The organism is Marinomonas primoryensis (genome assembly GCF_013372285.1).
GTDB classification, from domain to species: Bacteria; Pseudomonadota; Gammaproteobacteria; order Pseudomonadales; family Marinomonadaceae; genus Marinomonas; species Marinomonas primoryensis.
In genome coordinates, this window is sequence record NZ_CP054301.1 from 1,556,769 (window position 1) to 1,583,057 (window position 26,289).

Here is a 26,289-nt window from a genome sequence, read left to right on the forward strand (position 1 = left end):
GTTATGTCCCAGTATGATGCGTTGTTCGAACCACTCAACATTAATAAGTTAACCATACGAAATCGTATCGTCAGTACGGCGCACGCAGAAGTGTATGCGACCGATGGTGGTATGACGACCGACCGTTATGTGAAGTATTACGAAGAAAAAGCCAAAGGCGGTTGTGGTTTGTGTATTTGTGGTGGTTCCAGCGTAGTGTCTATCGACAGCCCACAAAGTTGGTGGAGTTCGGTAAACCTATCGACGGATCGTATTATTCCGCATTTTCAAAATCTTGCCGACGCCGTGCATAAACACGGCGGCAAGATCATGATTCAAATTACCCACATGGGACGTCGTTCTCGTTGGGATGGTGAAAATTGGCCTAACTTGATGTCGCCTTCGGGCATTCGTGAGCCGGTTCACCGTGCGACCTGTAAAACGATCGAAGTCGAAGAAATGTGGCGCATCATTGGCGATTTCGCTCAGGCGGCTCGTCGAGCGAAAGAGGGCGGTTTAGATGGCGTGGAATTGTCCGCCGTTCACCAACACTTGATCGATCAGTTTTGGTCACCACGTGTTAACAAACGTACCGACGAATGGGGTGGCACGTTTGAAGGCCGTATGAAGTTTGGTATGGAAGTGCTGAAAGCCGTTCGTGCCGAAGTCGGTCCAGATTTTGCTGTGGGCATGCGCATCACAGGTGATGAGTTTCATCCTGATGGCTTGGGTCACGAAGAGATGAAGAAGATCGCTCAATATTATGATGCGACGGACATGGTGGATTATTTCGGTGTCGTGGGTTCTGGCTGTGATACGCACAATACTTTAGCAAACGTCATTCCGAATATGAGTTACCCGCCTGAGCCTTTCTTGTATTTAGCGGCAGGCATTAAAGAAGTTGTTAAAGTGCCGGTCATTCACGCACAAAATATCAAAGACCCGAATCAAGCGAAACGTATTATTGAAGCGGGTTATGTTGATTTTGTCGGTATGACACGTGCGCATATTGCTGACCCGCATTTTATCGCCAAGATCAAAATGGATCAGGTGGATCAAATTCGTCAATGTGTTGGTGCTAACTATTGTATCGATCGTCAGTATCAAGGTTTGGATGTGTTGTGTATTCAGAATGCGGCAACGTCGCGGGAATACATGGGCTTGCCACACATCATTGAAAAAACCACTGGACAGGTACGCAATGTCGTTGTGGTTGGCGGTGGTCCTGGTGGGCTGGAAGCGGCTAGAGTGGCGGCCGAGCGCGGTCATAAAGTGACACTGATTGATAAAGCCGATGAACTCGGTGGGCAATTGGTTTTTGCTTCAAAGGCGCCGCAGCGCGACCAAATCGCCGGTATTACACGTTGGTTAGTGATGGAAGTAGAGCGTTTAGGTGTGGATGTGCGTTTAGGTACGGCGGCTGACGAAGCTATGATTAAAGAACTCAACCCTGATGTGTGCGTGTTGGCCACCGGTGGTCGTCCGTTCTTGGAACAAAATCCAGAATGGGGTGCGGCAGAAGGTTTGGTGGTATCCACTTGGGATATTCTCAGCGGTAAGGTTGAACCAGGAAAGAACGTTTTGGTGTACGACACCATTTGTGAGTTCTCTGGTATGTCGGCAGCGGATTATTTGGCGTCCAAAGGCTCGTTAGTAGAGTTAGTGACCGACGATATTAAACCCGGTGTCGGCATTGGTGGAACGACTTTCCCAACGTATTACCGTTCTTTGTACGAAAAGGAAGTCATCATGACGTCGGACATGTTGCTCGATAAAGTCTATCGTGAAGGCAACAGTTTAGTCGCCGTGCTTGAGAACGAATACACCGCGCAAAAAGAAGAGCGTGTCGTGGATCAGGTCGTGGTTGAAAATGGCACGCGTCCAAACGAAGACTTGTATTACGCCTTGAAACCAAGCTCACGAAACAAAGGCCAAATAGATAATGACGCCTTGTTTGATATCAAGCCTCAACCCGTCCTATTAGAGGACGAAAGCGGCATGATTCTGTGGCGGTTGGGGGATTGTGTGTCGCAGCGTAATGTTCATGCGGCGATGTATGATGCTTTGCGATTGTGCAAAGACCTCTAATTCGGCTGAGGGTTTAAGATGATTCTTGATTGGTTACCTCCAACACTGATTGGTGTTCTGCTGGTGCTTGCTGGGATTGGTGCGGTTCGTCGCGTCAATCTATGGCGCGCAGGCCAAGCTGAAAAAGTAGACTTGTTGGCGGGTTTGCTCGCCATGCCAAAGCGTTATTTGCACGATCTTCATCATGTGGTGGAGCGTGACAAATACATGTCTCGTACCCACGTAGCAACGGGCGGTGGTTTTGTGCTCGCTATGGCGTTGGTAGTATTGATTCACCTGTTTGGCGTCGACAGTAAAGTCTTGGCTTGGGCATTATTGGCGGCGTTAATAGTGATGTTTTGCGGTGCATTATTTGTGGCTAAGCGTCGATTAAATCCGCCTTCGCGCCTGTCAAAAGGCCCGTGGATGCGTTTACCAAAAAGCTTGCTGACTTTTTCGATTACCTTTTTTGTACTGACTTTGCCGGCTGCTGGTGTGTTACCAGAAGGTTTTGGTGGTTGGTTGCTTACTTTAGTGTTGTCCGTTTTGATTTTAATGAGCCTTGGCGAAATGTTGTTTGGCATGACGTGGGGTGGACCGATGAAACACGCTTTTGCTGGCGCTTTACATCTTGCTTTTCATCGTCGTCCAGAGCGTTTTGGTGGTGGTCGTTCTACGGGGTTAAAGTCAGCGGTACTGGGTGGCGAGGTTCATGGCGTGGCGACACCATCGGACTTTAAATGGAACCAATTATTAGGCTTTGATGCGTGCGTTCAGTGTGGTCGATGCGAAGCCGTGTGCCCTGCATTTGCAGCAGGTCAGCCGTTAAATCCCAAAAAACTCATTCAAGACATGGTCGTCGGTTTTGCGGGTGGTACGGATGAAAAATACGCAGGCAGTCCTTACCCAGGCGTAGACGTTGGTAACGCCACCGGTGGCGCGAACCAAATTATTACTGAAGGCTTGATTCATCCCGATACGCTTTGGTCTTGCACGACCTGTCGTGCTTGTGTTGAAGAATGCCCGATGATGATTGAGCACGTGGATGCGATTGTCGATATGCGTCGTTTTTTAACGCTGGAAAAAGGCAATACACCAAATAAGGGTGCACAAGTACTAGAGAATATTATCGCGACGGATAATCCAAATGGTTATTCTCCAGCGAGCCGAACACACTGGGCAGCGGATCAAAATTTGAATGTAATGAAAGACGTAAAACAAACTGATGTGTTGTTTTGGGTGTCCGATGGTGCGTTTGATATGCGCAGTCAGCGGATTCTTCGTGCTTTCGTAAAATTGCTCAAGGCGGCCAATGTGGACGTGGCTATTTTGGGAGATGAAGAGCTGGACAGTGGCGATGTTGCCAGACGCTTAGGCGATGATGCGACTTTCCAGAATTTGGCGAAGCGCAATCTCGCCACGCTGTCGAAATATCGCTTTAACAAAATAGTGACCACAGACCCTCATGCATTCCATTGTTTGAAAAATGAATACGGTGATTTTGGATCGGATGCTTTAAAAGACGTAGAGGTTTTACACCATACGACGTTTTTGAATCGCTTAGTTAAAGAAGGTCGCTTCAATTTAAATCCATTTAGCGGCGGCAAGGTGACGTATCACGACCCTTGTTATCTTGGTCGTTATAATGGCGAATACGAAGCACCACGAGAACTGCTTGCTAGCTTGGGTATTGATATCGCGGAAATGGAAAGATCGGGTTATCGTTCACGTTGTTGTGGCGGTGGCGGTGGCGCACCGGTTACCGATATTCCAGGTGAACGTCGTATTGCTGACATGCGTATGGAAGATGTGACGAGCACAGGAGCAGAGTTGGTTGCAGTGGGATGTCAGCAATGTACTGCGATGCTTGAGGGTGTTGTGGAACCTCGACCAGTAGTAAAAGACATTGCTGAAATTTTAGCCGGACAGCTCAAAGAGGAGATGCACTAATGAGTGATTTTTCTTCAGGGAATGAGTTGCGACGAGACCCAAGAGCGGAATGGATTGCTCGTAATCGCCTGCATCCTTTACATAAAGATACGCTGTTAGCCGGAAATGCCGAGGTTCGTGGCCCGTCAGGTTTGCTTCGTAAGAATCCTCATTTGGTCGGATTTATTGGGCCGAATGGCATTAAACGTATAGACAGAATAAATGCTGTTTCTGGTGCGACAACCGGTAAAAAACGTACTTCAGAGGTGCAAAGCGTTCAGTTGCCTTTGCATATTGTTGAAAATCCAGATTTCTACATTATGGTCGTGGCAGACATGGTAGGTGGTCGTTTGACCAGTCATGATAAAGATATTTTAGGGCTGGCTCATCAGCTTGTAGCGGAACCCTTGCCAGAGAAACAGAGCTGTGCTGTCGTGCTGGTGTGTTTTGGTGAAAGCAAAGAAACACAATTCGATTTGGCGGGTGTGGATCGCATTATTCATCTGGCAGGCGAAGCGTTTGAAGGTTTCTCGCCAGAAAACAGATTGGCTGCGTTAGAGCAGGTAGAAGCTCAATATCAGCCGAAACATTGGCTGTTTCCTGACAGTATTCATGGCGGCACGGATCTCGCTTGTCGTTTGGCGGCGCGCTTGGGTGAACGTCTTGCTGCACAGGCATGGCAAGTTAAAGGGACGCAAACTGTTAGTCGTTGTGCGTCTGGTAGTCAGGATATTCTGCGTGACACGCCACGCATCTTAACGTTGATGGAAGAGTGCGCTGAGGCGGTTGATGAAACACGCCATCAGGCATTGCCTTTGTCTTTGTCATTGGAATCAATGGCTCAAATAGATTGTCGATTGTTGGATAAAGGACAGATCGCCGTGGATTCAAACGCGGTGCCGTTAGCGGAAGCGGAATTTATTCTCTCGGCAGGTAACGGTATTCATAATTGGGATCAGTTCCATGCCACAGCAGAGGCTTTAGGTGCAACAGAAGGCGCCAGCCGTGTGGCCGTGGACGATGGTTTTATGCCACGATCTCGCCAAGTAGGCGCGTCCGGCACTTGGGTGACCGCTCGAGTGTATTTGGCAGTGGGTATTTCTGGTGCCATTCAGCACATGCAGGGTATTGGGCAATGTGACAAGGTGGTTGCGATCAACACCGATGCTGGTTGTGACATGGTAAAGCGCGCTGATTTGGCGGTGATAGCCGACAGTGAGGCGATATTGGAAGAGCTGGCGAAACTTGCGCAACAATATGCGTTATCTAAAAGACAAGAGGAGAAGAGCGATGCCGCTTAATACCAACGTAGTGTCTTTGGTGTCGGTAGGCCGCCATCCTCAGTCAGGTCGATCTCGTCGTGCGGATCAAGATGGTCGAGCCGTTGAGTTAGGCTTAAAACTCGCAAACAAAGCATTAACCGTGGTGCATGCGGGAAATGCTGAAGAGCCAGTGTTACGACAATACGCGGGGATGGGCTTGCCATCTCTGACGGTATTAGCACAAAAGAGTGATTGTGATGCTTTACCTGTGTTGGTTGCATTTTTACAAGAAAATGAGGCGAGCCTTGTTTTAACCGGAGTTCGTGCAGAAAACGGCGAGTCATCTGGTATGTTGCCGTATTTATTAGCTGAGCAATTAGGCTGGCCTTTAGTGCCTCGTGTTGCCGACATTCTTAGTATCAATGAAGGGGAAGCCGAAGTGTTATTGGCTTTGCCTCGAGGTCAACGTCGAGCGCTAACCGTTAAACTGCCCTTTATTGCCAGTGTGGACAATGCTGCCCAAGAAGCTCGGCAAACTGCGTTTGGTCCAGGACTAAGAGCAGAGTTAAAAATAGTCGATGTAGACAGTGTCGTAGATGCAGTAGCGAGCCAATGGCAGCTTAGCGTGGCTAAGCCTCGGCCTAAGCGTTTAAAAGTGGTCAAAGCAAAAACCGCGGCGGATCGAATGAAGGCAGCGACAGCGAAGCCAGTTGGCGGTGGTGGTAAAGTAATGAAAAACGAAACGTCCTCTGAAAAAGCGCATGCCATCTTTGACCTTTTATTAGAAGAGAAAGTGGTACGCTAAGCGGTCGTTTAGGTATAAGCTGTTTGTCCTGCTGGTTATTGATTGAACAGATTGTCTGTTTATAGGTATGTAATATGATGATTGTAGACTTGATCGACGAGGTCGATTTTAAAGAAAAGCTTATCGCTCTTGGCGCCCCTGTCACTCAAGATCAAAGCTTGCTCGAAGTGCAGGCGACAGTATTGTCTTGGTTACGAGCTTATCCAGAGCAAACTCCCTTCGTAAAAGATCTTTGCACCGAAATGCAAAAAGACAACACGACTGTCTTACCTGAAGTGTCTAGTGTTATGGCGGTTTTTAGTTAGGACGTGCATTACTAATAAAGTACACTGTGCTAAGTCCTTCCTCTTTTGAAACATGACCTAGTGTTTTTTAATATGACCTCGTAGTAAATGCTAATTCTTAGTCAGATATAAGTAATAAGTTCCTATCGGATTTTATTACTTATATCTATTCTCATGAATAAAAATTCCTTTCTGAAAATATCATGACCAAAATTATTGGACTTATTAGTCCATTTATATTCGTTACATTTTGTAGTGTGGTTATGGTTTATACGTTTGTAATGCCGTATTTTATGTATGTGTATGTATGGAAAACAAAGTAGTAGGCAGGGAATACAAATATCAAATAGAAATCGTTTAAATAACATTAAAAAATACTGACGATGAACTGTCATATCAGTAAGTATGTTTTAATGGCTACTTGATATTGCTGATAATAAGTCAGTGAATGTTTTCAATAATTGGATAAATTTTATGAAAATAAAAACGAAGCTGTTGATTGCATTTTCAATCGCCACCGTATTACCCGTCTTAGTGGTCAGTTCAATTACCGCTTTTCTTGCTTCAGATCAGGCACTAAAAAGTTTTTCTAAAAACAGCGGACAAACCTTAGGTGCTGTTGAGGAAACATTTGATCAATTTATGAGTGATATCAAATATGTTGTTGCTTTTATTTCTGAGAGTGAACCAGTCACTGCGTCAGACGCCAAACCATTAACAACCTATCATGAAAAACAAGGAAAAGCGCCGAGTAAAATAGCCGAACAGAATGGTGGTCGTGAAGCCGCTACTTTTAATATGTTTGAAGCAATAGGTAAGAACAATCCGAATTTTGTTTACGTTTATATGGGCGATGAAAGCGACGGTTATTTAGAATGGCCTGGAACGTATGAATACGCAGAATGGAATCCTAAGCAGAAAGGTTGGTACTCTAAAGCGGTGGAAAACTCAGGCAAGGTCGTTATACGTGATGCCTATTACTGGGAACCCGATGACGCAGTTTATGTTTCTGCCGTTCGAACGTATAAAAAAGGCAATGATATTGGCGGTGTCGTTGCGGTTGATGTATCGATCAAAACGTTAACAGAAATGGCAAACAAAACGAAGTTGGGTGAGCTGGGCAGTCTAATGGTCATCGAGAAGACGGGGACTATTTTAGTCGATGCGCTTCATCCTGATAATAATTTTAAAAACATAGCTGACATTGACGCCTATCAAAAAATTGCGAGTACGTCTGAAGGTGTTACGAACTTTCAACTTGATGGTGTTGATTACTACGCTAATGTGTATACCTCTCCAAATCTTAAGTGGAAATTTATTGGTTTAATGCCCGCGTCTGAAATTTATTCCAGCACAAATGAATTGATTAAGACGACCGCCATTGTGTGTGTGTTGCTGCTTATTGTGTTTGGTATTGTTGCTTATTTGATGGCGAAAAGCCTAATCACTCCAATTCAGTCGGTTTCCAATCACTTGCGCACATTGGCTGAAGGAGAGGGAGACCTCACGTCCAAAATTGACATTCACACTAATGATGAAACAGGCACACTGTCTAATTGGTTTAATCAATTTATTGAGTCTACTCGCAAGTTAATTCTTGGTATCAAAGAGTCAGGTATACAAATCGATAAAATTGCTGCTGAAACTGCCGTGAAAGCAAATGAAGTGGCACTGTCAACCACTCAGCAATTGCAGTCTATTGAGTTGATTGCCGAGGCAGGACAGCAAATGGTGATTGCTTCTAACGAAGCCGCGGAAAGCTGCAGTCATTCTGCGGAATTTTCTGAGAAAGGCTTAGAGACAACCATTGCGGGGAAAAGCCTTCTTATGAAAAGCTCAGAAGGGGTGAACCGTTTAGGGACACGATTAAAAGAATCTAATCAGATTATTATTGAGCTGCAAAAAGAAACTGCCGATATTAATCAGATTCTATCGACGATTCAGGGTATTGCAGAACAGACTAATTTGTTGGCATTGAACGCAGCGATAGAAGCCGCTCGTGCTGGAGAGCAAGGTCGAGGGTTTGCGGTAGTGGCCGATGAAGTACGGACATTGGCGGGACGTACGCAAGAGTCGACCGAGCAGATTAATCGCATATTAGGGCTGCTTGCCAATAGAACCAAGCAAGCTTCGGATTCTATGGTGACGAGTTTGGCAGAATCTGAAAGTGCCATCAGTTTGTCCGATCAAGCGTTGGACTCCTTCGAACAAATCGAACAAGTTGTGAAGCAAATGCGTGATATGACGTTGCAAACGGCCACGTCTGCCGAAGAGCAACGTGCAGTAACGGAAGGCATTAATGAAAACATCAACACCATCAGTGAATCTGCGTATCGTGTTTCGGGAATATCAGGAGACGTTGCGACGCTTTGCCAGAAGCAAGATCAACTGAGTAAAGAGCTACGTTCGATGGTCGTGCGCTTTCGTACTGAATAAATAATACCCACTCAAAGAGTATAAAGGGGCGAGTTTCTATTATTAAACATAGAACCCCGCCCTTTTTTTATGCTCTTTCCTATTTTTTTGATCAAGCAAATTTTCTGGATCAAGCAAACACGTAACGAGTGACTTGCTGATAGGTATCTTCTGGCGCGAGTAAAATCGGCGGAAAGTGCGATTGATTGATGGCATCTGGCCAATGTTGTGCCTCTAGAGCAAGTCCTGCGTATGCGTTCAGTTCGCCTGTATTAATATTAGAGTCAGCGTCCAGATGTATGTGGCGTCCATCGTATACTTGCAATCCTGGCTCGGTCGTTTGGTAATTCAATGTGAGGCCCGTGATCGGCGCTTTGAGTGTTGCAACGGTTTGCACAGTGCGATGACCAAGAGCAAGGCAAAAGTTAGTGTCGAGTGCTGGGTAGTCATCTCGGCCTATCGTGCGTAGCTGATTAAAATCAAACACGCCCCCAGCAGTCGGCGTCACTTCGCCAGTAGGGATCAATCCCGCATCGACGGGTAAGTAGTGGTCAGCCTTGATGCAAAGTTGGTGATCTAAAATAGAGCCTGTTCCATCGAGGTTTAGGTAACTGTGTCCCGCAAAATTACAAATCGTCAGTTTGTCGGTGGTGGCCTTTATTTCCATCTCTAACGTGCTATCAAGCAATCGATAAAATACATCGACGACCATGTTACCCGGATACCCCATTTCACCATCAGCAAGCTTTGTTTGCAGTTGAACCATGTCGTCTGTTTGTTCGATGATCGACCAGTTTCTGCTGCCGGTTCCAGCTGGGCCACCGTGTAAATGGTGTTCTTCTGGTAAGGTTGGCGGTAACTGATAGATTTTTCCATCGATCACAGCGTGACCTTTGTCGATACGATTCGCCACTCTTCCAACAACCGCACCAAAGTATTTTGCCGAGCCTAGGTAGTCTGCTAATTTCGACGAACCAAGTACCAATGAGTGCTCGTAACCATTAAGGTAAACCGATTGAATGCTAGCGCCTAAGGTTAAAATAGTCACCTTGAGTTGTGCATTGGTCAGTGTGATGCGCTTAACTTGACTGAGATCTGGCGCTAAGTTCATGATAAAAACGCTCTCTTATTGTAAGAAACAGGAGCCGAAGCTCCCGTTATGATAGATAAATTATAGGTAGATTAATTAGATATTTTCTAATAAGTCGTTAATACGATACTGCGCTGTTTCTAAGGCATCGTCTATTGATTTATCGCCATTTACGGCAGAACCTAATTCTTCCCCAAGAATATCTTGAATGGCAAATTGGCGTAATACGCCGGCGGGAAGGGCTTGTCCTGTTTTGGCGATTTTAGCGATATCACTACGATGAGGCAGCGATTTGAATTCATTGCTTGCAATCACTTTTTTCACGGTAGGCAAGTGACCGGTTCGCGACCATTCGAAATCGTTATCGTATAAGAATTTAAACAACTTACCGATGGCGGCCATTTTTTCATCGCTGCGATTACCACGAGGCACTACCCAGCCATGTCCATCGGCGTAGGTGGCGTCTTTTTGTTTGAAAAATTGTGGCACAGGGAACACGCTGTAACCGTTAGATAGCGCGTTATCGGCTTTTGTTGATTGATCGTAGTAGGAACCAATTAACCAAGTGCCATTTACCGCGATACCACCATCGCCGTTTGCAAAGCCAGACACGGCGGCAGGGTAATCCATGTCCGTGGTGCTGAGCCCTTTGTCCATGATGTCTTTCATGAAACTCAGTGCGGTTTTGGCGTCTTTACCGCTTAAATCAATGTGGCTTGGATCGGCAAAGAACGGACTGTCTTGTTGCATCATTAGCGTATAAAAAATACGCGCATACGTGGCGGTTTCGTTGGCCAATATTTGAACGAGATAAGGCTTGCCCGTTGCGTCATAGAACTGTTTGCCTTGAGTGAAAAGCTCATCACGGCTGGTGGGTAAAATGGGCTTGCCGTCGGCTTTCATTAAGCCCGCTTTTTCCATCAAATTATTATTAACATGAAATAGCATGGTCCAGTTATCAAACGGTAAGGCGTAGATCTTACCTTCTTTTGTGACACTGGAAATGGCGGCATCAGTGAAGTCGGTTGCTTTGATTTTTTGGTCTTTTAGTAATGCGTCTAGAGGCACTAAAAGTCCACGGGATTGGTAATCTGACATGGCCGAATAATGCATGGAAACGACGTCGGGCGCAGATCGAGACGCTAACTGGGCATTTAACTGATCGTATCCCGGCCATTCTACCGTGGTGACTTTGACGTCAATGTCTGGATTATCGGCGTCGAATTTATTGACTAATGTGGTGATAATGCCACATTCACCAACTGCCGCGGAGACGTCCGTCGCTTTTCCATATTCCGCTTCACAGGCACCAAAAAAACGTTGTAGTTCAATGGTGGTGTTGGCCGTTGCCCATGATGAAAGCATCAGCATGCTGACAGTGGTGGTTCCGATAAGAAGCTTATTCATTGTCTTTTTCTCCTAGGTCATTGTTATTGTTGTTTTCCTATTTATTACTTCAATTTTTCTTATATTACGTTTTATCTCAATTCTATTTCTTAGCCGTTACAGCGAACGTTATTTCACGGCGCCTCCTGATACCGCGGTGACTATGTGACGTTGGAAGAATATGTACACGAGCACCACTGGTAAGGAGGCAAAGATGGCTTGTGCGCCTAAAAATCCTAAGCCTTCCGATTGCGCAAAGTTTGTTTGCGACGAGGCTATGCCGATGGTGAGTGTGTACATGTCGGATTTTGTAGCAGAGATAAGCGGCCACCAGTAATCATTCCAAGCTTGTAAGAAAGTAAAAATGCCGAGCGTTGCTTGTGCTGGCAACGTAAGTGGTAGCAGGACTTTCCAGAAAATTCGAAAGGTTGAGGCGTTGTCGAGCATGGCCGCTTCGTCAATTTCTTTTGGAATGGCTCGAAAGAACTGCGTCATCAGAAAAACACCGAACGCCGAAGACAAGTTAGGCAAGATCAAACCAATGTGCGTGTTATGCAAGTCAAACCAGTTGAACATTTGATGACGAGCGATGATCACCGCTTGTTCTGGTACCGCTAAGCCAAATAGCACAATGATGAACAGCGTTTTGCGGAAGGGGAATTCCAGTCTCGCGAAAGCGTAACCTGCCAGCGAAGAAAGCAATAAGACGCCGAACGTTTGACCGACCGCCACGATCATGGAATTCATAAACCAACCAAAAACACTGGAAGACTTTAGAATATTGGCGTAGTTCATCAAGGTGTAAGGCATGGAGAATACGGCTTCGGTGCCTTTTAGCAATTCTGCGTTGTCTTTTAGCGAAAGACCAATAATCCAAGCCACAGGCGCCATCATGATCAAGCCGAGTAGGGCAGCAACCCAAAAAAGACGACGGTTCGAGGTTAAATGGTCGGGAGAGTAATTCATTGTTTTCATGTGTCTGTCTCCTCTTTACGCGTGCTGACCCAATACTGAAGCATGGCGGCACACAGAATGATTAAGAACAGAATTTGCGACGCCGCGGCGCCCATCCCGATGTCCCAACGCAAGAAACCAATTTCATAAATGTACATAACAATCGGTCGTGATGACCCTGCTGGGCCGCCGTTGGTCATGAGTTGTGCCTGACCAAACAACTGGAACTGCATCACCACTTGAATAATCGCGACCAACATAATGGTGGATTTAATGGATGGCAGCGTAATGCGAGTAAGTACGCGCCAGCGAGAGGCGTTGTCGAGGGCAGCGGCTTCATAAAGGTCTTTCGGAATTTGTTGTAAAGCGGCCAAGAAAAGCATCATGGGCAAGCCAATACACCACCACACGGTAGCGACACCAACGGAGAAGAGCGACCAGCCTTTCGTGGACAGAAAGCCAATCGGTTGCCAGCCGAAAAACTCAAAAATCAACGACATCAAACCGTCATTGGGAATGAAGACGATTCGCCAAATGAGCGTAACAATGGTGACAGACAAAATGGACGAGGCAAAAAACACACCGCGTAAGAAAGCCGACCCTTTGGTAGTTTTGTTTAAGGCTAATGCCAAAAACAGCCCCAGAATGACCAAGGTCGGAACGGATACACCAACGAAGATAAGCGTGTTTTTTACGGCTTGACCAAAAATTGGGTCGCTCAAAACGCGCGCGTAATTTTTTAACCCGATGAAGCGTTCACCACCAAACAAATCAACTTTATTAAGGGACAGCCAAATACCCCAACCAAGCGGAAATACCAACAAGGTTAAAAAAACACTGAGATAAGGCACGACAAACAAACCATTTGACCAACGGGAGCGACGATAACTTTCCGCCATGCTATACCTCCTGTTGACTGTGATGAGCAAGGCCATCACCGTCAAAAATGTGTGCTGCATGGGACGAAAGAGCGACTCTTACAATATGGCCGGCTTTCACGGTGGATCGTCCAGAATCTTCGACGATTAGGTCTGTGCCATCGATTAAGCAGCCATAAAGTAGCGTGCGATCGCCTAAACGTTCGACCACCTTTATTGTCAGATCAAGGCCGTCGTCTTCCGGAGACACGACCGAAGTATCTTCGGCGCGAATGCCGATTACCGCGCCCGTGGTTTTAAAGTTTTCTGGCAATACAATTGCAGTGGCCACCTTACCAGCGCCACTGACTTCGACTGTCACACCTTCGGGTGTGCCTTCAATATGATTAATCGGCAGCATCGACATGGGTGGCGAGCCAACAAACTCCGCGACAAAGCGACTCACTGGATGTTGGTAAATTTCCATGGGTGTGCCGATTTGTTCTATTTTTTGCTCGTGCATGATGACAATGCGATCCGCGAGCGTCATGGCTTCTACTTGATCGTGGGTGACAAAGATCATGGTAGAACCTAAGCGCTGGTGGAGTTGCGCGAGCTCTAATCGTGTTCTACCGCGTAACGCCGCGTCTAAATTCGACAAAGGTTCATCGAAGAGAAAGGCTTTTGGTTCTTTGACAATGGCGCGTCCGATGGCGACGCGTTGGCGTTGGCCGCCGGATAATCGTCCCGGTTTACGATCTAGCAAGTGATCTATTTCGAGTATTGTCGCGGCGTCATTCACTCGACGATCAATTTCGTCTTGCGCGACGTTCACATTTTCGAGGCCAAACGCCATGTTTTGGCGAGTCGTCATATGAGGATAGAGCGCGTAGGATTGAAACACCATGGCGACGCCACGTTGACCCGGAGGTAAGGTATCAATGCGTTTGTCGCCAATGTCTATGGAACCTTCTGTAATGGATTCTAGCCCCGCAATCATCCGTAATAAGGTGGATTTCCCACAGCCAGACGGGCCAAGGAATACAACAAACTCACCGTCTTCAATGTGCAAGTTGATGTCGTCTAATACGGTAACGTCGTCATATCGCTTTGTTATATTTTTTATCGAGATAGATGCAGACATGGTTTCCTCTCTCAGCAAAGGTTAAACGGAAGATTGTGGGGAATTACGCCCCAAGTCGAATCATGCGATAGCTCATTGGAGCAATGCTTGCCGTTAGTATTTGCTGTTTGATGGCTGCGCCTTGGCCGTCTTTCGGTGCAACTTGTTCTGCATTTGGGCCATTTTTCGTGTCTAGGGCGTGACCCGCCATGACTTTATCCATAATGATTGTCTGGTGTGGCTGCTCTTTTAGAGACGGATCTGAGAATCCTTGTAGAGAAAGATCCAATTCAATATTTTCGTCTGGGTGACGGTTAACAATGAAGAAGGTGAGCGCGCCATCTTTATCCGACTCCACAGCAGAAATATCCAAATAAGACACATCGCTGGCGAACTCGGTATCGTAGCCTTGGCATTGCACTGCAAGGTTCAGTGCTGTGCCGCGTCCATATTGGGATGCGTACAAATACGGATAGTAAGTTGACTGACGCCAAGCTGGGCCGCCTTTGACCGTCATGATGGGCGCAATAACGTTGACCAGTTGTGCCAAGCAACCAATTTTGACCACGTCACAGTGACGAATAAAGGTATTCAGAATACAACCAACTTGCAGTGTATCGGCGAAATCGTAAATGTCTTCTAATAACGCTGGAGCATGTGGCCAACCGTCATTGCCGCCGAGAAGGTCTTTATCTTGTTCGTTAGAGTGGTACCAGACATTCCATTCATCGAAGGAAATGTACACATCGTGATTCGAGCGCTTTTTGGCTTTGGTGGTTTTTATGACAGCGGCAACGGTATCGATGTAGTTATCAAGTAAGCAGGCTTTCGCAAGATAGTTGGCGGTGTTTTTCTCATGGTTGTCAAAATACATGTGCAGTGAAATGTAGTCGATTGTGTCGTAGGTGTAATCGAGAACCGTGCCTTCCCATTCTGGGTAAGTTGGCATTTTAGGGGAAGAAGAACCACAAACGACCAGCTCAATATTCTTATCAAAGGCGCGCATGGCTTTGGCAGTTTCAAACGCCACTCGACCGTATTCGGCGGCGGTTTTTTGTCCGATTTGCCAAGGGCCGTCCATTTCATTGCCAAGGCACCAGAGCTTTACGTCCCAAGGTTCTTCTCGGCCGTTTTGCTTGCGAAGGTCAGACCAATAAGAGCCACCAGGATGATTCACGTATTCAAGAAAAGCGCGTGCTTCGTCTAGGCCTCGTGAGCCAAGGTTTACCGCTAACATCATTTCTGTGCCAGCTTGTTCTGCCCATTCAGCGAATTCGTGAATGCCAACTTCGTTGCTTTCTGATGTGTGCCAAGCAAGGTCGAGACGAGTTGGGCGGTCTTCTTTTGGTCCAATGCCATCTTCCCAGTTGTAAGCAGAAACAAAATTACCGCCAGGGTAGCGAGTGACGGGAACATCGATGTCTTTAATTAACTCGATAACATCTTGGCGAAAGCCGTGTTCGTCTGCTGTTGCATGGTCTGGTTCGTAAATACCACTGTAAACAGCTCGTCCTAAGTGTTCGATAAAAGAGCCGTAAAGGCGAGGATCTATCTTTGCGATCACATAATCTTTATGTGCGGTAACAGTGGCGCGCATTGTGTTCTCCTTTTTCATTTTTGTATTTATATTTTTAAGAAGTTTATATCTGATTTTATGTTTCTTATCTGATTATTGGATATTAAGAGGATAAACGGTCAAAGGTCAATCAATGAATCGATTATTTTTTGCTCAAAAACACGAAAAAAGAATGATTTAACAGAAGTAAAAGAATAGAGGAAGAGTCTTGAGTCGGTTTCAAAAAACTACGGCATTGAATACAAACAATTTTTTAGATTATCCAAAAATCGAATCGTGTCTTTTGGGCTAGGCTTGCAGGCGTAAAATAATGTCCTGATCGTAATTGCCAAATTGTTTCCCAAAAATATTAATGCCACCTGGGTGTTTAGCATTATCCGGCACAGAAATGCGTACGCGAATGGATCTGTGGTCTTCCAGAGCCAGATCCTTTAAAGAGACATCAGAAACACGTATGCCATCAACAAAGGTGCCGTCTACCGTGACGCGGAAACTTTTCAAATGGCCGTATTGACTGCCTGCCAGCTTCCACCAATCTGGTGTGTATTTACCCCGATGGTCGCCATAATCACCGGGAGCAGTCCAAATAGCGGCGGTTTGTCCATTGATTGAAATATGAATATCAGACGGCCAATTTTCAGACGTTCCGGGTACTTCAGACGACAGTTCCATCACCAATTCAAGCTCTTTTACTGTTTTTCCTACAATGCGTGCATTGTTCGGGAACTGGTATTCCACGTAGCCTTTGGTAAACCATAATAGGCTAGCGCGCATGCGATCAGGAGAAAGGTAAGTGTCTGGGCTGTCTAAAAATCCAACAATGCCAGATTCAGAACACAAGCCACAAGGCGCCATAACATCAAATTCGGAATACAGTCCAACCGGCATGGCGACTTCGATGACGTCGCTCTGATTTTGCTTGGTATTGCTGAAGGATAAGACGATTTCTTCGTGCACCGCGCGGCAAATTTTTTGGCTACCTTTGCGACCTTTTTGACTTTCGGTGGTGATTAACCCGACGCTTTCAAGAGAGTTTATGTGACTGGAGGTGGAAGATTGTGGGAGTTCGAGAAGATCGGCGATGTCGTTTACATTCATTGGCCCTTTCTCGTGCAGTAGCGACAGAATGGACAATCGGGCAGGGGCTGCTAGGCTTTTCAGCACATCTGAGCCATCTTCAGGGGTAATTAATAAGAACTTTTTACTCATCGCCATCTCCAGTTTAGGCGATATTTATATCGAGATTTATGATTCTTATCAAGTTTTAATTACTAGCCGCTTTCCTATTGTGTGAAGCGGCTAGCCCTGATTGATAGAGTAACCAAACTAAGCCAGCGGCCCGCCGACTATGGTGGTGCGCAATCCGGCAATGATGTTGTCGCCCTTTTCCACTCTCAGCTCGTCGTACCACGCTTGGGTTTCTTGCATGTTTTTCCCGTGCGTGACATCGCAGCGTTTGCGGGCTTTAAGTACGAGGTCTTTAACGCGAAAACGGCGCTTTTCTTCATAGTCCTTTAAGGCCGTTTGAATGTCTTTTGTCTCTGCAAAACATTGGCCGAGCACAACGGCGTCTTCTAGCGCAGAGCAACCGCCTTGGCCGATGTCGGGTGTGGTGCTGTGGGCTGAATCGCCAAGCAAGGCAATATTGCCTTTTACTAATGTGTCGAAAGGCTCGATGTCGTGAATTTCGATACGGTTGGTCACCTCAGGGTCAATCGAATCGATGAGTACTTGAACCGGTTTTGCCCAGCCTTTGAAATACCCTTTTAGATCGTCAACGAGTGTCGTTCTGTCTTCATCAAGGCCTTTTGGCAATGGCACATCAAAGAAGAAATAGAAGCGGCCATCGGCGATTGGCATGACGGAGACACGTTTGCCTTCACCAACGAACGTTGTCCATTGATTTCCCGGCGCGATGTTTTCGTCAATGTTGACCAATCCATTCCAGTTCACATAATCGGCGTAACGACGTTCGGTTTGATAGCCAATTACGTGAGCGCGAACCGATGAATGAGTGCCGTCTGCGGCCACCATAAAATCCCCCGTCGCGCTGGAACCGTCGGTAAAGTAAGCCGTTACGCTGGTTTCACTCTGTTCAAGTTTTTCAATACGCTTGCCAAATTGCACTTTCTCACGGCCCCACCAGTCAATCATTTGGCTTTGTAAGTCAGCTCTGGAAACAGGACAAGGGCGTTCACCAACCGCTTCGACTAAAGGGCTGAGACTAAACTGTGTCATTACGGCGCCAGTCAATCCATCATGATACGCCAGATTGTGCATTGGGCCGCCGAGGGAGTCCATGATGTGACCCATGCCGAGATGGTTCATGCATTTCACGCCGTTTGACCAAATAGAAAGCGCCGCACCAACGGGTTTGATTTCTTTTACCGCTTCAAAAATATCGCACTCGATGCCTTGCTGCTTTAGCGCCGCCGCGGCAGACATACCACCAATGCCAGCGCCGATGATCAATGCTTTCATAACCTTCTCCTTAATCTCTAAACCGTTAATTAAGGGAGTAATTCGCAATAAACATGCCATGAAACAATTGAACCCATAATTTAATATGTGAAACCTTTGTTTTAGGGTGGTCGTTAGGATTTCAAATAAGCCAAAAAAGAAAAGGGCAATTTTCTTATTTGACCGTTAAGGCAGAAATGTGAAATATCTTGGTGCGCGTTGTTTTCGATTTGCTCTATTTTAGCTCGCTCTATACGGGTGCTGGCCCGTATTGAATGGGGTTAGCTACCGCGATAGGTGCTGTAGGAATAGGGCGATACGAGCAGAGGGATATGGTAATGCGCGTTTTCATCATTGATGCCAAAACGAATCACCACGGTGTTTAAAAAACTAGGCAGCACTGTTTGATTATTTTGGTTGTTATCTTGAGCGCTGTCTTGTTTCGCAAAATACGCGTCAATGCCGAATTCTAGTTCATACACAGCGGCTTTGAAGTGGGCATCCTGCAGTAACGGTTGGTCACAGCGCCCATCATTGTTTGACACCGTGCTATGAATAAGCTGTCGCTGTCCATCAGAAGAATGCTTGTAAAGGCGGATTGTTACGCCTGCGGCCGCGATACCTTTTGTTGTGTCTAAAATGTGAGTGGTTAAGTATCCCATTGTTTTTCCTCAATTGATTTTTTAGTCTTTGGCTAATCTTGCCTGTTTTTTGCAAGTGAAACTGATATGCGTGAAATAGGTTTGAAAATATCATTTCATAGTGATCAATATCTGTGCCATGTGTTTCTGTTATTTTAAGGGTTCTTATTGGTATTAGATTGAGATTAGACCATTATTTATTGTCAATACCATCGATATTTGGAGACGTATTTATGCAAGACCAACACGCCGTGTATAGCCAATTGAGCGAAGCGGATTTTGTATCTTTATTCAGTGAAATATATGAGCATTCAGAGTGGGTCGCGGAACAATTGTGGCGGCAAAAGGCGGAGCAGCCAGAGGGATATTTTGATCATTTAGACAAAATAAAACAGACGATGGCGGACGTTGTAGAGCAGAGTTCGGATGAGCAAAAATTGATGCTGTTACGTGCTCATCCAGATTTAGCCGGAAAAACGGCGTTGATTGGTGCGTTAACTGATGCTTCTAAGTCTGAACAATCTGGCGCAGGACTGGATCAATGTTCTGAAGAAGAGTTGGCGCATTTTCTTCAGTTGAACGATGTGTATCGAGCCAATTTTGGCTTTCCCTTCATTATGGCGGTGAAAGGCGCGACGAAAGCACAAATCCTCGCCGGTTTTGAAGAAAGAACACCGAACGACTGGAAAACCGAATTTGATAGGGCAATGAGTGAAGTGCATAAAATTGCCGGATTCAGATTGGCTAGCCTATAAAGCATTTGACAAGTAAGTGCTGAGATACGCATTAGATAAACATCATGGGCAAGGTCGTTAACAATAAAATTCCCATCAGCATGTTGAAGTAGCGATGAAAGGTCGGATCTTGTAGCTTACTTGAAACCAACTTGCCGATGGTGATCCACATAAATGTGCCGGGCAGCGTCGCGACGTTAAACGCGATAATGCACAAAAACGCCGATGGCCAAAAAAGATCGCCTGTTAAGGTGAATAGCGTGCTCGCTGACATAAGACTCGCCCAAGATTTTGGATTGATCGCCTGAAACGAGGCGGCTTGTAGAATGGTCATCGGTTTTAAGCTGTTCTTGGAATTATGCATCTTGGCGAAGGCGATTTTGGCCGACATGTAGACAATGTAACCTGCGGCAATAAAGGTAAAAACATTGTGCATAACAGGCCAGAGTCTAAATATTTCCCCTAAACCTAACAAAATGACGATGTGCAACAGCGTCATACCACAACGAATTCCCAACACATGCGGCAAGGTTCGTCTCATGCCAAAATTGGCTCCAGAATGGGCGAGTAAAATATTATTCGGTCCAGGTGTTACCGTGCTGATAAGACAAAAAAGTGCGAGTGCGGGAATCAGTTCTAACAAAGCGGCATTCATCGTATTATTCCAAAAAAAGTAGGTCTACAATTGCTAATTGTATCAATACAGTTTGTGCTGTATTGTACTTATTAAGATTCTCACACAATACAATTATGGGCAATTTATTTATTGTTATGAATACAATTTGGAATGTTAGTAAAACTGAGTTTGATAATGCTTGTTTGGCTCAACCAAAATACAAAGCATTGGTGCTGTTAATAGAGCAAGCCATATTGGCAGGAGATCTACCAGACAAGCAAAAATTACCAGCGCAACGGTTACTTGCAGATCGCCTGATCATTACTCATGGCACGGTCACACGAGCCTATGATTTATTAGAAAAGAAAGGCTTGGTCAACGCGAAACTCGGTGCTGGCACTTATGTGAATTTGCCTAACTCGGTGCGAACGAATACGACAAGTAATCAAGCTAATCGCACCGATGACTTAGTGAACCAGACCGCAAAAGAATATGATTTCGCGTCTAGCATGCAGCCAATGCTCGGTCAGCAGATGTTAATGAAAAACGCATTGAGTGAACTTGCCCAAGATCTCGATGCGGTTACTCAAATCATGACGTATTCGCCTCAAGGCGTTACCAAGCACAAACAAGTATTTACGGATTGGTTAGGCAGTAAAAAAATCAAAATAGAGACCAGCGACATCGTCTTTACCCAAGGTGCGCAGCAGGGCATTTATACTTGCTTGCAAATACTCACCAAAGAAAACGACTACGTGCTGCATGAAGAATTAGCGTATCCCGGTTTTTTCCGAGCAGTCGATGCCAGTCGAGTAAAACCTTTGGGCGTTCCAATTACAGAGGAAGGTTTGGACTTAATGGTATTGGAAGACTACTGCCAGCAATACAAACCGAAGCTGCTTTACATTACGCCCAATATGCAAAACCCAACCAACATTCAATACTCTCAAGCTCAATTAGATCGTATCGTCACGCTCAGCCGCGAATATGATTTTTATATCATTGAAGACGATGTGAACTACTGTTTGTCAGAAAATTGGCGTTTACCCTTGCAACAGCAAGCCCCGGATCGCGTGTTTTATCTATCGAGTTTGTCCAAATACGTCGCGGGTGGATTACGGGTCGCCTACAGCGTCGTTCCTAAAGAATGGCAGCATGCCTTCAACGCCAACATTCACAGCCAATGCTGGATGGTTTCGACGTTAAACTTTGAACTCGCGACACGTTTCCTAACCAGCGAGCGCTTCATACACAACCAATCCCTGCTAGAAGGCGAAATGCGTTATCGACAAAAAGCGTTCAAGACCATGGCTGAAAAGCATGGTTTAACCACTCGTTGTGGTGGTTTGAATGTGTGGCTCTGTTTACCGAATGCTATAAACGTAAACCAATTTAACGCCTTCTTGTTATCTAAAAATGTGAAAGTCAGAACCGCGGATTTATTTCGCCATCCTGCGTCATCAACAACGGTAATAGACCTCAACGCTTTGCGAATTTCTCTTGGCGGCTTTAACACCAGAAACGAATTTGAAGAAGGCATAGCGGAATTTGAAAATGCCTTGGGGCAGTTTAATAACCAACAAGACGTTGTGATTTGAGTGCTTTTCTTTTCTTGACCGTTCGTTATAAAGGGCTAAGTAGAAGGTTTGCCTGTCTCTTTATCAACAAAGTTAGCCTGAATGCGTTGGTTTAAAAAATCCGCGGCGCTGATGGGTTGGTAACGTTTTTCTGGACCTTGGATGATTTGCTTTTTGTTGGCTTGACAGAAAAAAGCGATGGAGTGGCGGCTGCCGCAGTATTCGTTGACTCTTGGTTGGCGGACCCGATGTAGGTTTGAGATCAGTTTATCGTCACTCCAGCGCATTAGCATGTCGCCAATGTTGCAGGTGATAACATTCGGCAGCGGCGGAATGTTAGTCCAGCGTTGGCTGTCAGACTCCGCTCCTGGGCACACTTGTAAGCCGCCGTGGCCTTCGTGTTGGAAGAGTAGAGTCAAACAATCAAAGTCTGTGTGGGCGCCTGCGCGCCAGATATTGCCTTGTTCTGTTACGCCTTCGGTCGGAAAATAATGCAATAGACGCAAGGTGCTTTGGTAGTCGGTTTGCTTCGGGTCGTGCGCCTTACTGAAGAAGTCTCGATCAAAGCCTAATTTATCTGCAAAGCAAGACAGTACTTTCATTCCAACATCCCAACACTGTTTTTCAAAATGCAAAGTGTTGGCTTGAAAGCTCGGCAATTCTTCTTCGCTTGGCCACAAATTGTCCATGTGATATTGGGTGATTTGGTAGGATTCTTTCTGGTCTTTTGTGCCTGTCGATGGGCGAATTTGGCTTCGGCTTTCCCAGCCTGCGTTAACACCTTTTGGTCTGGGGTATTGGGCTTTGATGGTCTCAGACAAATCAAAGAAACGCTCGGACTCAATAAAGGCTGCGTCTATTTCTTCGGATGGAATACCGTGGTGACTTAATTGAAAAAAGCCAATCTCGGTGGCAGCAAGCCAGAGTTGCTCGGTTATTGCTTCACGACGGTGGTCAAAGTTGCTTAGGTCTATGATACGGATTTCACGGTCGTTTGTGTCTTTGCCCGCGCCGCCAAAGGTGGTTTCTCGTTGCAGTTCTTCAAGTGAGTATGAATCAGTCATGTTGGTCTCCTCCTAATGGAAAATGGAGCAATGACCGAACGTATAATAATATACGTCTGACTGCTTCTACTCCGTGTTTTTACAGTTTGTATTAATTACCAGACACCTTCTTGCAGTGCCGCGGCTTCGTCTTCAAGGCAAGGACCGATGACTTCGACTTTTCGTTGTCCCGATTCAAACACCGCGCGACAAGGTAAATCTAAGGTTGGATTTTCCGGATGATTCCCTGTGATTTCTTTTAGTCTCGCTTCACTTAACCCGTAAACGACTCGGCCTAATCCCACCCAATACGCCGCGCCTGCGCACATGGCGCAAGGTTCCGCAGAGACATACATGGTGCATTTTTCGAGAAAGTCTGGTCGGTATGCTTTGCTGGCTCGGGTCATTAATTTGCGTTCAGCATGTCCTGTCATATCGAAGTCAGGCAAGTAGCCGTTTACTTGCGACATGATCACCTTATCTTGGTCATCAACCAAGATGGCTGCGAAAGGGTGAATGCCTTGTTTTTTAGCGTCATCCGCAAGAGCAAAGCTTTGGCGTAAAAAGTCAGTATCTTTCGTATTAAGTGTCATATTTTACTCTTCTATCATTATTTCTTAGGCTGTTTTTTTCTTCGGAAGGCTCCACGGAAACCACCAAGCCTGAATCCACTGTATCGATTTAAACAGCAACAAACTGATAACAGACAGAAAGATCAAGCCAGCAAAGGCTTGTGGAATCTTAAAGAAAGAGGTGGAGAACTGAATGAAGTAACCAAGACCTTCTTCTGCAGCCACAAATTCCGCCACTACGGCACCAATAATCGCCAAAGTGATCGACACGCGTAAGCCACTGAAAATATGTGGAATCGCATAAGGAATACGAATTTGCCAGGTTTCACGATAACGCGGCGCGCGTAAAGATTGGCTCAACTCGATCATTTCTGGCGGTGTTTCTAACATGCCCGTTGTGGTCGATACGACCAAAGGAAAGAAGGTAATTAAGCAGGTAATCAAAACGCGCGATGGGTCGTCTGTGCCAAGTAAGACAATGATCAAAGGAGCAACCGCTACCACAGGGGTGGATTGAATTACGATCAAAGCAGGGTAGAGCACTCGGTTCATTAATTCAGAACGCATCATGCCAATAGACAAGGGCAGCGCGATACAAATAGACAGTACAAATCCCATTAACGCGACGCGTAATGTTGCCCAAAGATGAGTCATCCAACGTGAAAATTCCACATCGAAAAACGCTGAAATAATCGCAGACGGCGATGGCAATATGTAATTTGGCACATTGCCAAGCTGGCAAACCAGTTGCCACAAAATCACCAAACCGATAAAAAATAATGCGGGTGCAAAGCGGTTTGCTTGATGCAGAATCCAGGACTTAAGCGGGCGTGTTTGGTTCATAAATGTGTCCTCGGATTAAGTCGGTTAATTCAGCAAAACGCGGCGAGTTAATGGTTTTTTGTGAGCGTGGACGAGGCAGATCCACATTGATCAAATCCAATACGGTGCCAGGGCGTTTACTCATTACTAAAATACGATCCGCCAGCAACACGGCTTCTGAGATGGAATGCGTGATAAACAACACAGTTTTAGGATGCTCTTTCCAAATATCCAACAAATCAAAACCGATCTGTTCCCGCGTTAACGCATCCAATGCCGAGAAGGGCTCATCCATCAATAAAATGTCTGGGTTCAATAGCAAGGCGCGAATAATGCCGACACGTTGTTGCATGCCGCCGGACAATTCGTCCGGCATCTTGTCTGCAAACTGCGTTAAACCTGCCATTTCTAGCAGCTCGTTTGCACGTTTTTCGTCATTGGCGGAATAACGGCCATATTTGTGTTTTAAAGGAAACAAGACGTTTTTGCGAACCGTCAGCCAAGGTAATAAATTGGCCTTTTGAAAAACGATGCCCACATCGTCGCGAGGTTCGGTTACAGGAAGGTTAAACACCGACACTTGACCATGGGATGGAATCAAAAGACCCGCAACCATACGTAAAAGAGTCGATTTACCACATCCAGAAGGACCAACTACCGCAACGAATTCGTGACGGTGAATATCAAGATCAATATCTTGCACCACCATCGGCGCATCAGGGCGTGGATCATATTTATGACCTACGCCCTTCATGCTTACATAAGCGGCTTTTTCGTCGTCGGAAATGCCATCTGAAGTGTTTTCTAAAACATTGTCCATTCAGCTATTACTCCGGTACAAAATTGCTGTTTACAGTCGTCGCTGGATCGAGAGCGTCCATTGTTAAGCCATTTGCTTCTGCCACGTATTCCCATGTTTTTTGAATGCGTGCTGGTGTGAAATGGCCAACGCCATCTTCTTTCGTGACATCGTTATAAACCAAATTGGTGATGCTTTTGAGCTGAGCAGAAACAATGGCAGCATCCACTTCTGGCACCATTTTATGAAGATCTTCACCGGCTTTATCTGGGAATTGATAAGAAAATTCAATGGATTTAGCAAAGGCTTTAATAAAGCGTTTTGCTACGTCTGGACGTTCTTCTAGAAAACGCTCAGAAGCTAAAAGAGAAGAGCTGTAAAGCGATAAACCAGAGTTTGACCATGGCATTTCAATGATTTCTTTGCCTGCACCTTCTGCTTGAGCTTTAAACAGCGCCGTATTTGTTACCCACGCGATGATGGCGTCTGTGTTGCCTGTGATCATCATTGGAGAAAGCGCACCCGGATCGGATTTTACTAACTGAATATCGCTCTCTTTTAGGCCATTTTGTTTTAAGACCAGAGGCAGAAAGGCATTTGACGAAGTGAAAGGTGACGTGGCGATTTTTTTGCCTTTCAAATCTTTAATCGACTCGATACCGCTGCTTTTTAAAACAAAAAATGCATGAGGTGCTTGAGTGAAGTAAGGAAGCACCGCCACAACAGGGACATCGTCTTGCGCCCTTGCCGCCATTAAAGCACCAATATCCGAACTACCGATATCAGATTGACCCGTTGCCATTTTCGTCAAGGCATCGGTAGAACCACGACCGCTGGCAATCTTGACTTCTAGATCTTCATCGGCAAAAAATCCTTGTTGAATACCCACATAAACCGGTGCTTTATCGCCACCTGGCAACCAATCTAATTGAAAGGTCACCTTGTCTGCTGCTATGACAGAAGTACTTGCGATCAGACCGGCTAATAGAGAAAGACGAAAAGTGGTTTTTATTGCTGTTTTCATAGGTAGGCTCCGAACATTAGATGATGAGGTGAGATTCTTTTGTTTCACTGGTAATGTGTAAAGCAACAACTGTTCCATTTTTTATGTATGGTTATTTATTTTCTTAACTTGTTGAATTAAATATGAATAATTTAATTTTTTTGTTTGATAAGAAGCTGTGTAGATAGTAAAAATAGTGTGAGTGAAACAAAATAGTGCATGATTCCACGGCAGGGTGGTTTGGATTGCTTTATAGAGGTATGGCGTTGCTTTGAATGTTGTTCATAGAAGGGGT

23 protein-coding genes are annotated in these 26,289 nt (G+C 45.7%); 8 read left to right on the forward strand and 15 right to left on the reverse strand.

From position 1 onward, the window contains the following. Positions 1–3: 3 nt before the first annotated feature. The 6 genes from dgcA (at position 4) to MP3633_RS07110 (ending at position 8,762) form a co-directional block, all read left to right on the forward strand. Complete coding sequence (gene dgcA, locus MP3633_RS07085; protein ID WP_176335022.1) at positions 4–2,067, forward strand: dimethylglycine demethylation protein DgcA; 2,064 nt, start codon at positions 4–6, stop codon at positions 2,065–2,067. Between the two features lie 18 nt (positions 2,068–2,085). Next, complete coding sequence (locus MP3633_RS07090) at positions 2,086–3,996, forward strand: (Fe-S)-binding protein (RefSeq protein ID WP_176335023.1); 1,911 nt, start codon at positions 2,086–2,088, stop codon at positions 3,994–3,996. Next, positions 3,996–5,276, forward strand: a complete 1,281-nt coding sequence (gene etfA / locus MP3633_RS07095; RefSeq protein WP_176335024.1) for an electron transfer flavoprotein subunit alpha — start codon at positions 3,996–3,998, stop codon at positions 5,274–5,276. Before MP3633_RS07090 ends, etfA begins: the two co-directional genes overlap by 1 nt. Next, on the forward strand, positions 5,266–6,042 hold the full coding sequence (gene etfB, locus MP3633_RS07100; RefSeq protein WP_176335025.1) for an electron transfer flavoprotein subunit beta: 777 nt from the start codon (positions 5,266–5,268) through the stop codon (positions 6,040–6,042). The genes etfA and etfB overlap by 11 nt, the downstream gene beginning before the upstream one ends. A gap of 74 nt (positions 6,043–6,116) precedes the next feature. After that, positions 6,117–6,347, forward strand: a complete 231-nt coding sequence (locus MP3633_RS07105; RefSeq protein ID WP_112139585.1) for a hypothetical protein — start codon at positions 6,117–6,119, stop codon at positions 6,345–6,347. Positions 6,348–6,800: 453 nt separating this feature from the next. Next, the gene (locus MP3633_RS07110) at positions 6,801–8,762 is read left to right on the forward strand and encodes a methyl-accepting chemotaxis protein (RefSeq protein ID WP_176335026.1); all 1,962 of its coding nucleotides are present in this window, start codon (positions 6,801–6,803) and stop codon (positions 8,760–8,762) included. A gap of 109 nt (positions 8,763–8,871) precedes the next feature. Here MP3633_RS07110 and MP3633_RS07115 read toward each other — a convergent pair whose 3' ends face one another. The 9 genes from MP3633_RS07115 to uraH all read right to left on the reverse strand — a co-directional run bounded on the left by MP3633_RS07115 (position 8,872) and on the right by uraH (position 18,849). After that, positions 8,872–9,852 (reverse strand): aldose epimerase family protein, encoded by a 981-nt coding sequence (locus MP3633_RS07115; protein ID WP_176335027.1) that lies wholly within the window; start codon positions 9,850–9,852, stop codon positions 8,872–8,874. A 75-nt stretch (positions 9,853–9,927) separates the two neighbouring features. Then, positions 9,928–11,238, reverse strand: coding sequence for an extracellular solute-binding protein (locus tag MP3633_RS07120; protein WP_176335028.1), 1,311 nt, complete (start codon positions 11,236–11,238; stop codon positions 9,928–9,930). A 108-nt stretch (positions 11,239–11,346) separates the two neighbouring features. Further along, entirely contained in the window at positions 11,347–12,192 is an 846-nt protein-coding gene (locus tag MP3633_RS07125; protein ID WP_176335029.1) for a carbohydrate ABC transporter permease, read from the reverse strand. Then, entirely contained in the window at positions 12,189–13,070 is an 882-nt protein-coding gene (locus tag MP3633_RS07130) for a carbohydrate ABC transporter permease (RefSeq protein WP_176335030.1), read from the reverse strand. The genes MP3633_RS07125 and MP3633_RS07130 overlap by 4 nt, the downstream gene beginning before the upstream one ends. Position 13,071: 1 nt before the next feature. Further along, on the reverse strand, positions 13,072–14,172 hold the full coding sequence (locus tag MP3633_RS07135) for an ABC transporter ATP-binding protein (protein WP_176335031.1): 1,101 nt from the start codon (positions 14,170–14,172) through the stop codon (positions 13,072–13,074). A gap of 43 nt (positions 14,173–14,215) precedes the next feature. Continuing rightward, positions 14,216–15,748 (reverse strand): arabinosylfuranosidase ArfA, encoded by a 1,533-nt coding sequence (gene arfA / locus MP3633_RS07140; RefSeq protein WP_176335032.1) that lies wholly within the window; start codon positions 15,746–15,748, stop codon positions 14,216–14,218. 267 nt (positions 15,749–16,015) lie between these two features. Then, a complete protein-coding gene (locus tag MP3633_RS07145; RefSeq protein WP_176335033.1) occupies positions 16,016–16,936 on the reverse strand; it encodes an ArsR/SmtB family transcription factor in 921 nt (306 codons plus the stop codon). Positions 16,937–17,053: 117 nt separating this feature from the next. Further along, entirely contained in the window at positions 17,054–18,208 is a 1,155-nt protein-coding gene (gene hpxO / locus MP3633_RS07150; RefSeq protein ID WP_176335034.1) for an FAD-dependent urate hydroxylase HpxO, read from the reverse strand. Positions 18,209–18,468: 260 nt separating this feature from the next. Next, positions 18,469–18,849 (reverse strand): hydroxyisourate hydrolase, encoded by a 381-nt coding sequence (uraH, locus tag MP3633_RS07155; protein ID WP_176335035.1) that lies wholly within the window; start codon positions 18,847–18,849, stop codon positions 18,469–18,471. A 212-nt stretch (positions 18,850–19,061) separates the two neighbouring features. On the opposite strand from uraH, the gene uraD reads away from it, so the two are divergent. Beyond that, a complete protein-coding gene (gene uraD / locus MP3633_RS07160) occupies positions 19,062–19,583 on the forward strand; it encodes a 2-oxo-4-hydroxy-4-carboxy-5-ureidoimidazoline decarboxylase (RefSeq protein ID WP_176335036.1) in 522 nt (173 codons plus the stop codon). 31 nt (positions 19,584–19,614) lie between these two features. On the opposite strand, the gene MP3633_RS07165 is transcribed toward uraD, so the two are convergent. Continuing rightward, entirely contained in the window at positions 19,615–20,217 is a 603-nt protein-coding gene (locus MP3633_RS07165) for a LysE family translocator (protein ID WP_176335037.1), read from the reverse strand. Between the two features lie 116 nt (positions 20,218–20,333). On the opposite strand from MP3633_RS07165, the gene MP3633_RS07170 reads away from it, so the two are divergent. Beyond that, positions 20,334–21,776, forward strand: coding sequence for an aminotransferase-like domain-containing protein (locus tag MP3633_RS07170; RefSeq protein ID WP_244959895.1), 1,443 nt, complete (start codon positions 20,334–20,336; stop codon positions 21,774–21,776). 35 nt (positions 21,777–21,811) lie between these two features. On the opposite strand, the gene MP3633_RS07175 is transcribed toward MP3633_RS07170, so the two are convergent. The 5 genes from MP3633_RS07175 to MP3633_RS07195 form a co-directional block, all read right to left on the reverse strand. Beyond that, entirely contained in the window at positions 21,812–22,819 is a 1,008-nt protein-coding gene (locus MP3633_RS07175; protein WP_176335039.1) for an isopenicillin N synthase family dioxygenase, read from the reverse strand. Between the two features lie 95 nt (positions 22,820–22,914). Next, on the reverse strand, positions 22,915–23,391 hold the full coding sequence (locus MP3633_RS07180) for a nucleoside deaminase (RefSeq protein ID WP_176335040.1): 477 nt from the start codon (positions 23,389–23,391) through the stop codon (positions 22,915–22,917). Positions 23,392–23,415: 24 nt separating this feature from the next. After that, positions 23,416–24,213: an ABC transporter permease gene (locus MP3633_RS07185; RefSeq protein ID WP_176335041.1), complete on the reverse strand. Its 798-nt coding sequence runs from the start codon at positions 24,211–24,213 to the stop codon at positions 23,416–23,418. Continuing rightward, the gene (locus tag MP3633_RS07190) at positions 24,191–25,012 is read right to left on the reverse strand and encodes an ABC transporter ATP-binding protein (RefSeq protein ID WP_217909063.1); all 822 of its coding nucleotides are present in this window, start codon (positions 25,010–25,012) and stop codon (positions 24,191–24,193) included. Before MP3633_RS07190 ends, MP3633_RS07185 begins: the two co-directional genes overlap by 23 nt. 7 nt (positions 25,013–25,019) lie before the next feature. After that, positions 25,020–26,015, reverse strand: coding sequence for an ABC transporter substrate-binding protein (locus MP3633_RS07195; protein ID WP_176335042.1), 996 nt, complete (start codon positions 26,013–26,015; stop codon positions 25,020–25,022). Positions 26,016–26,289: the final 274 nt, after the last annotated feature.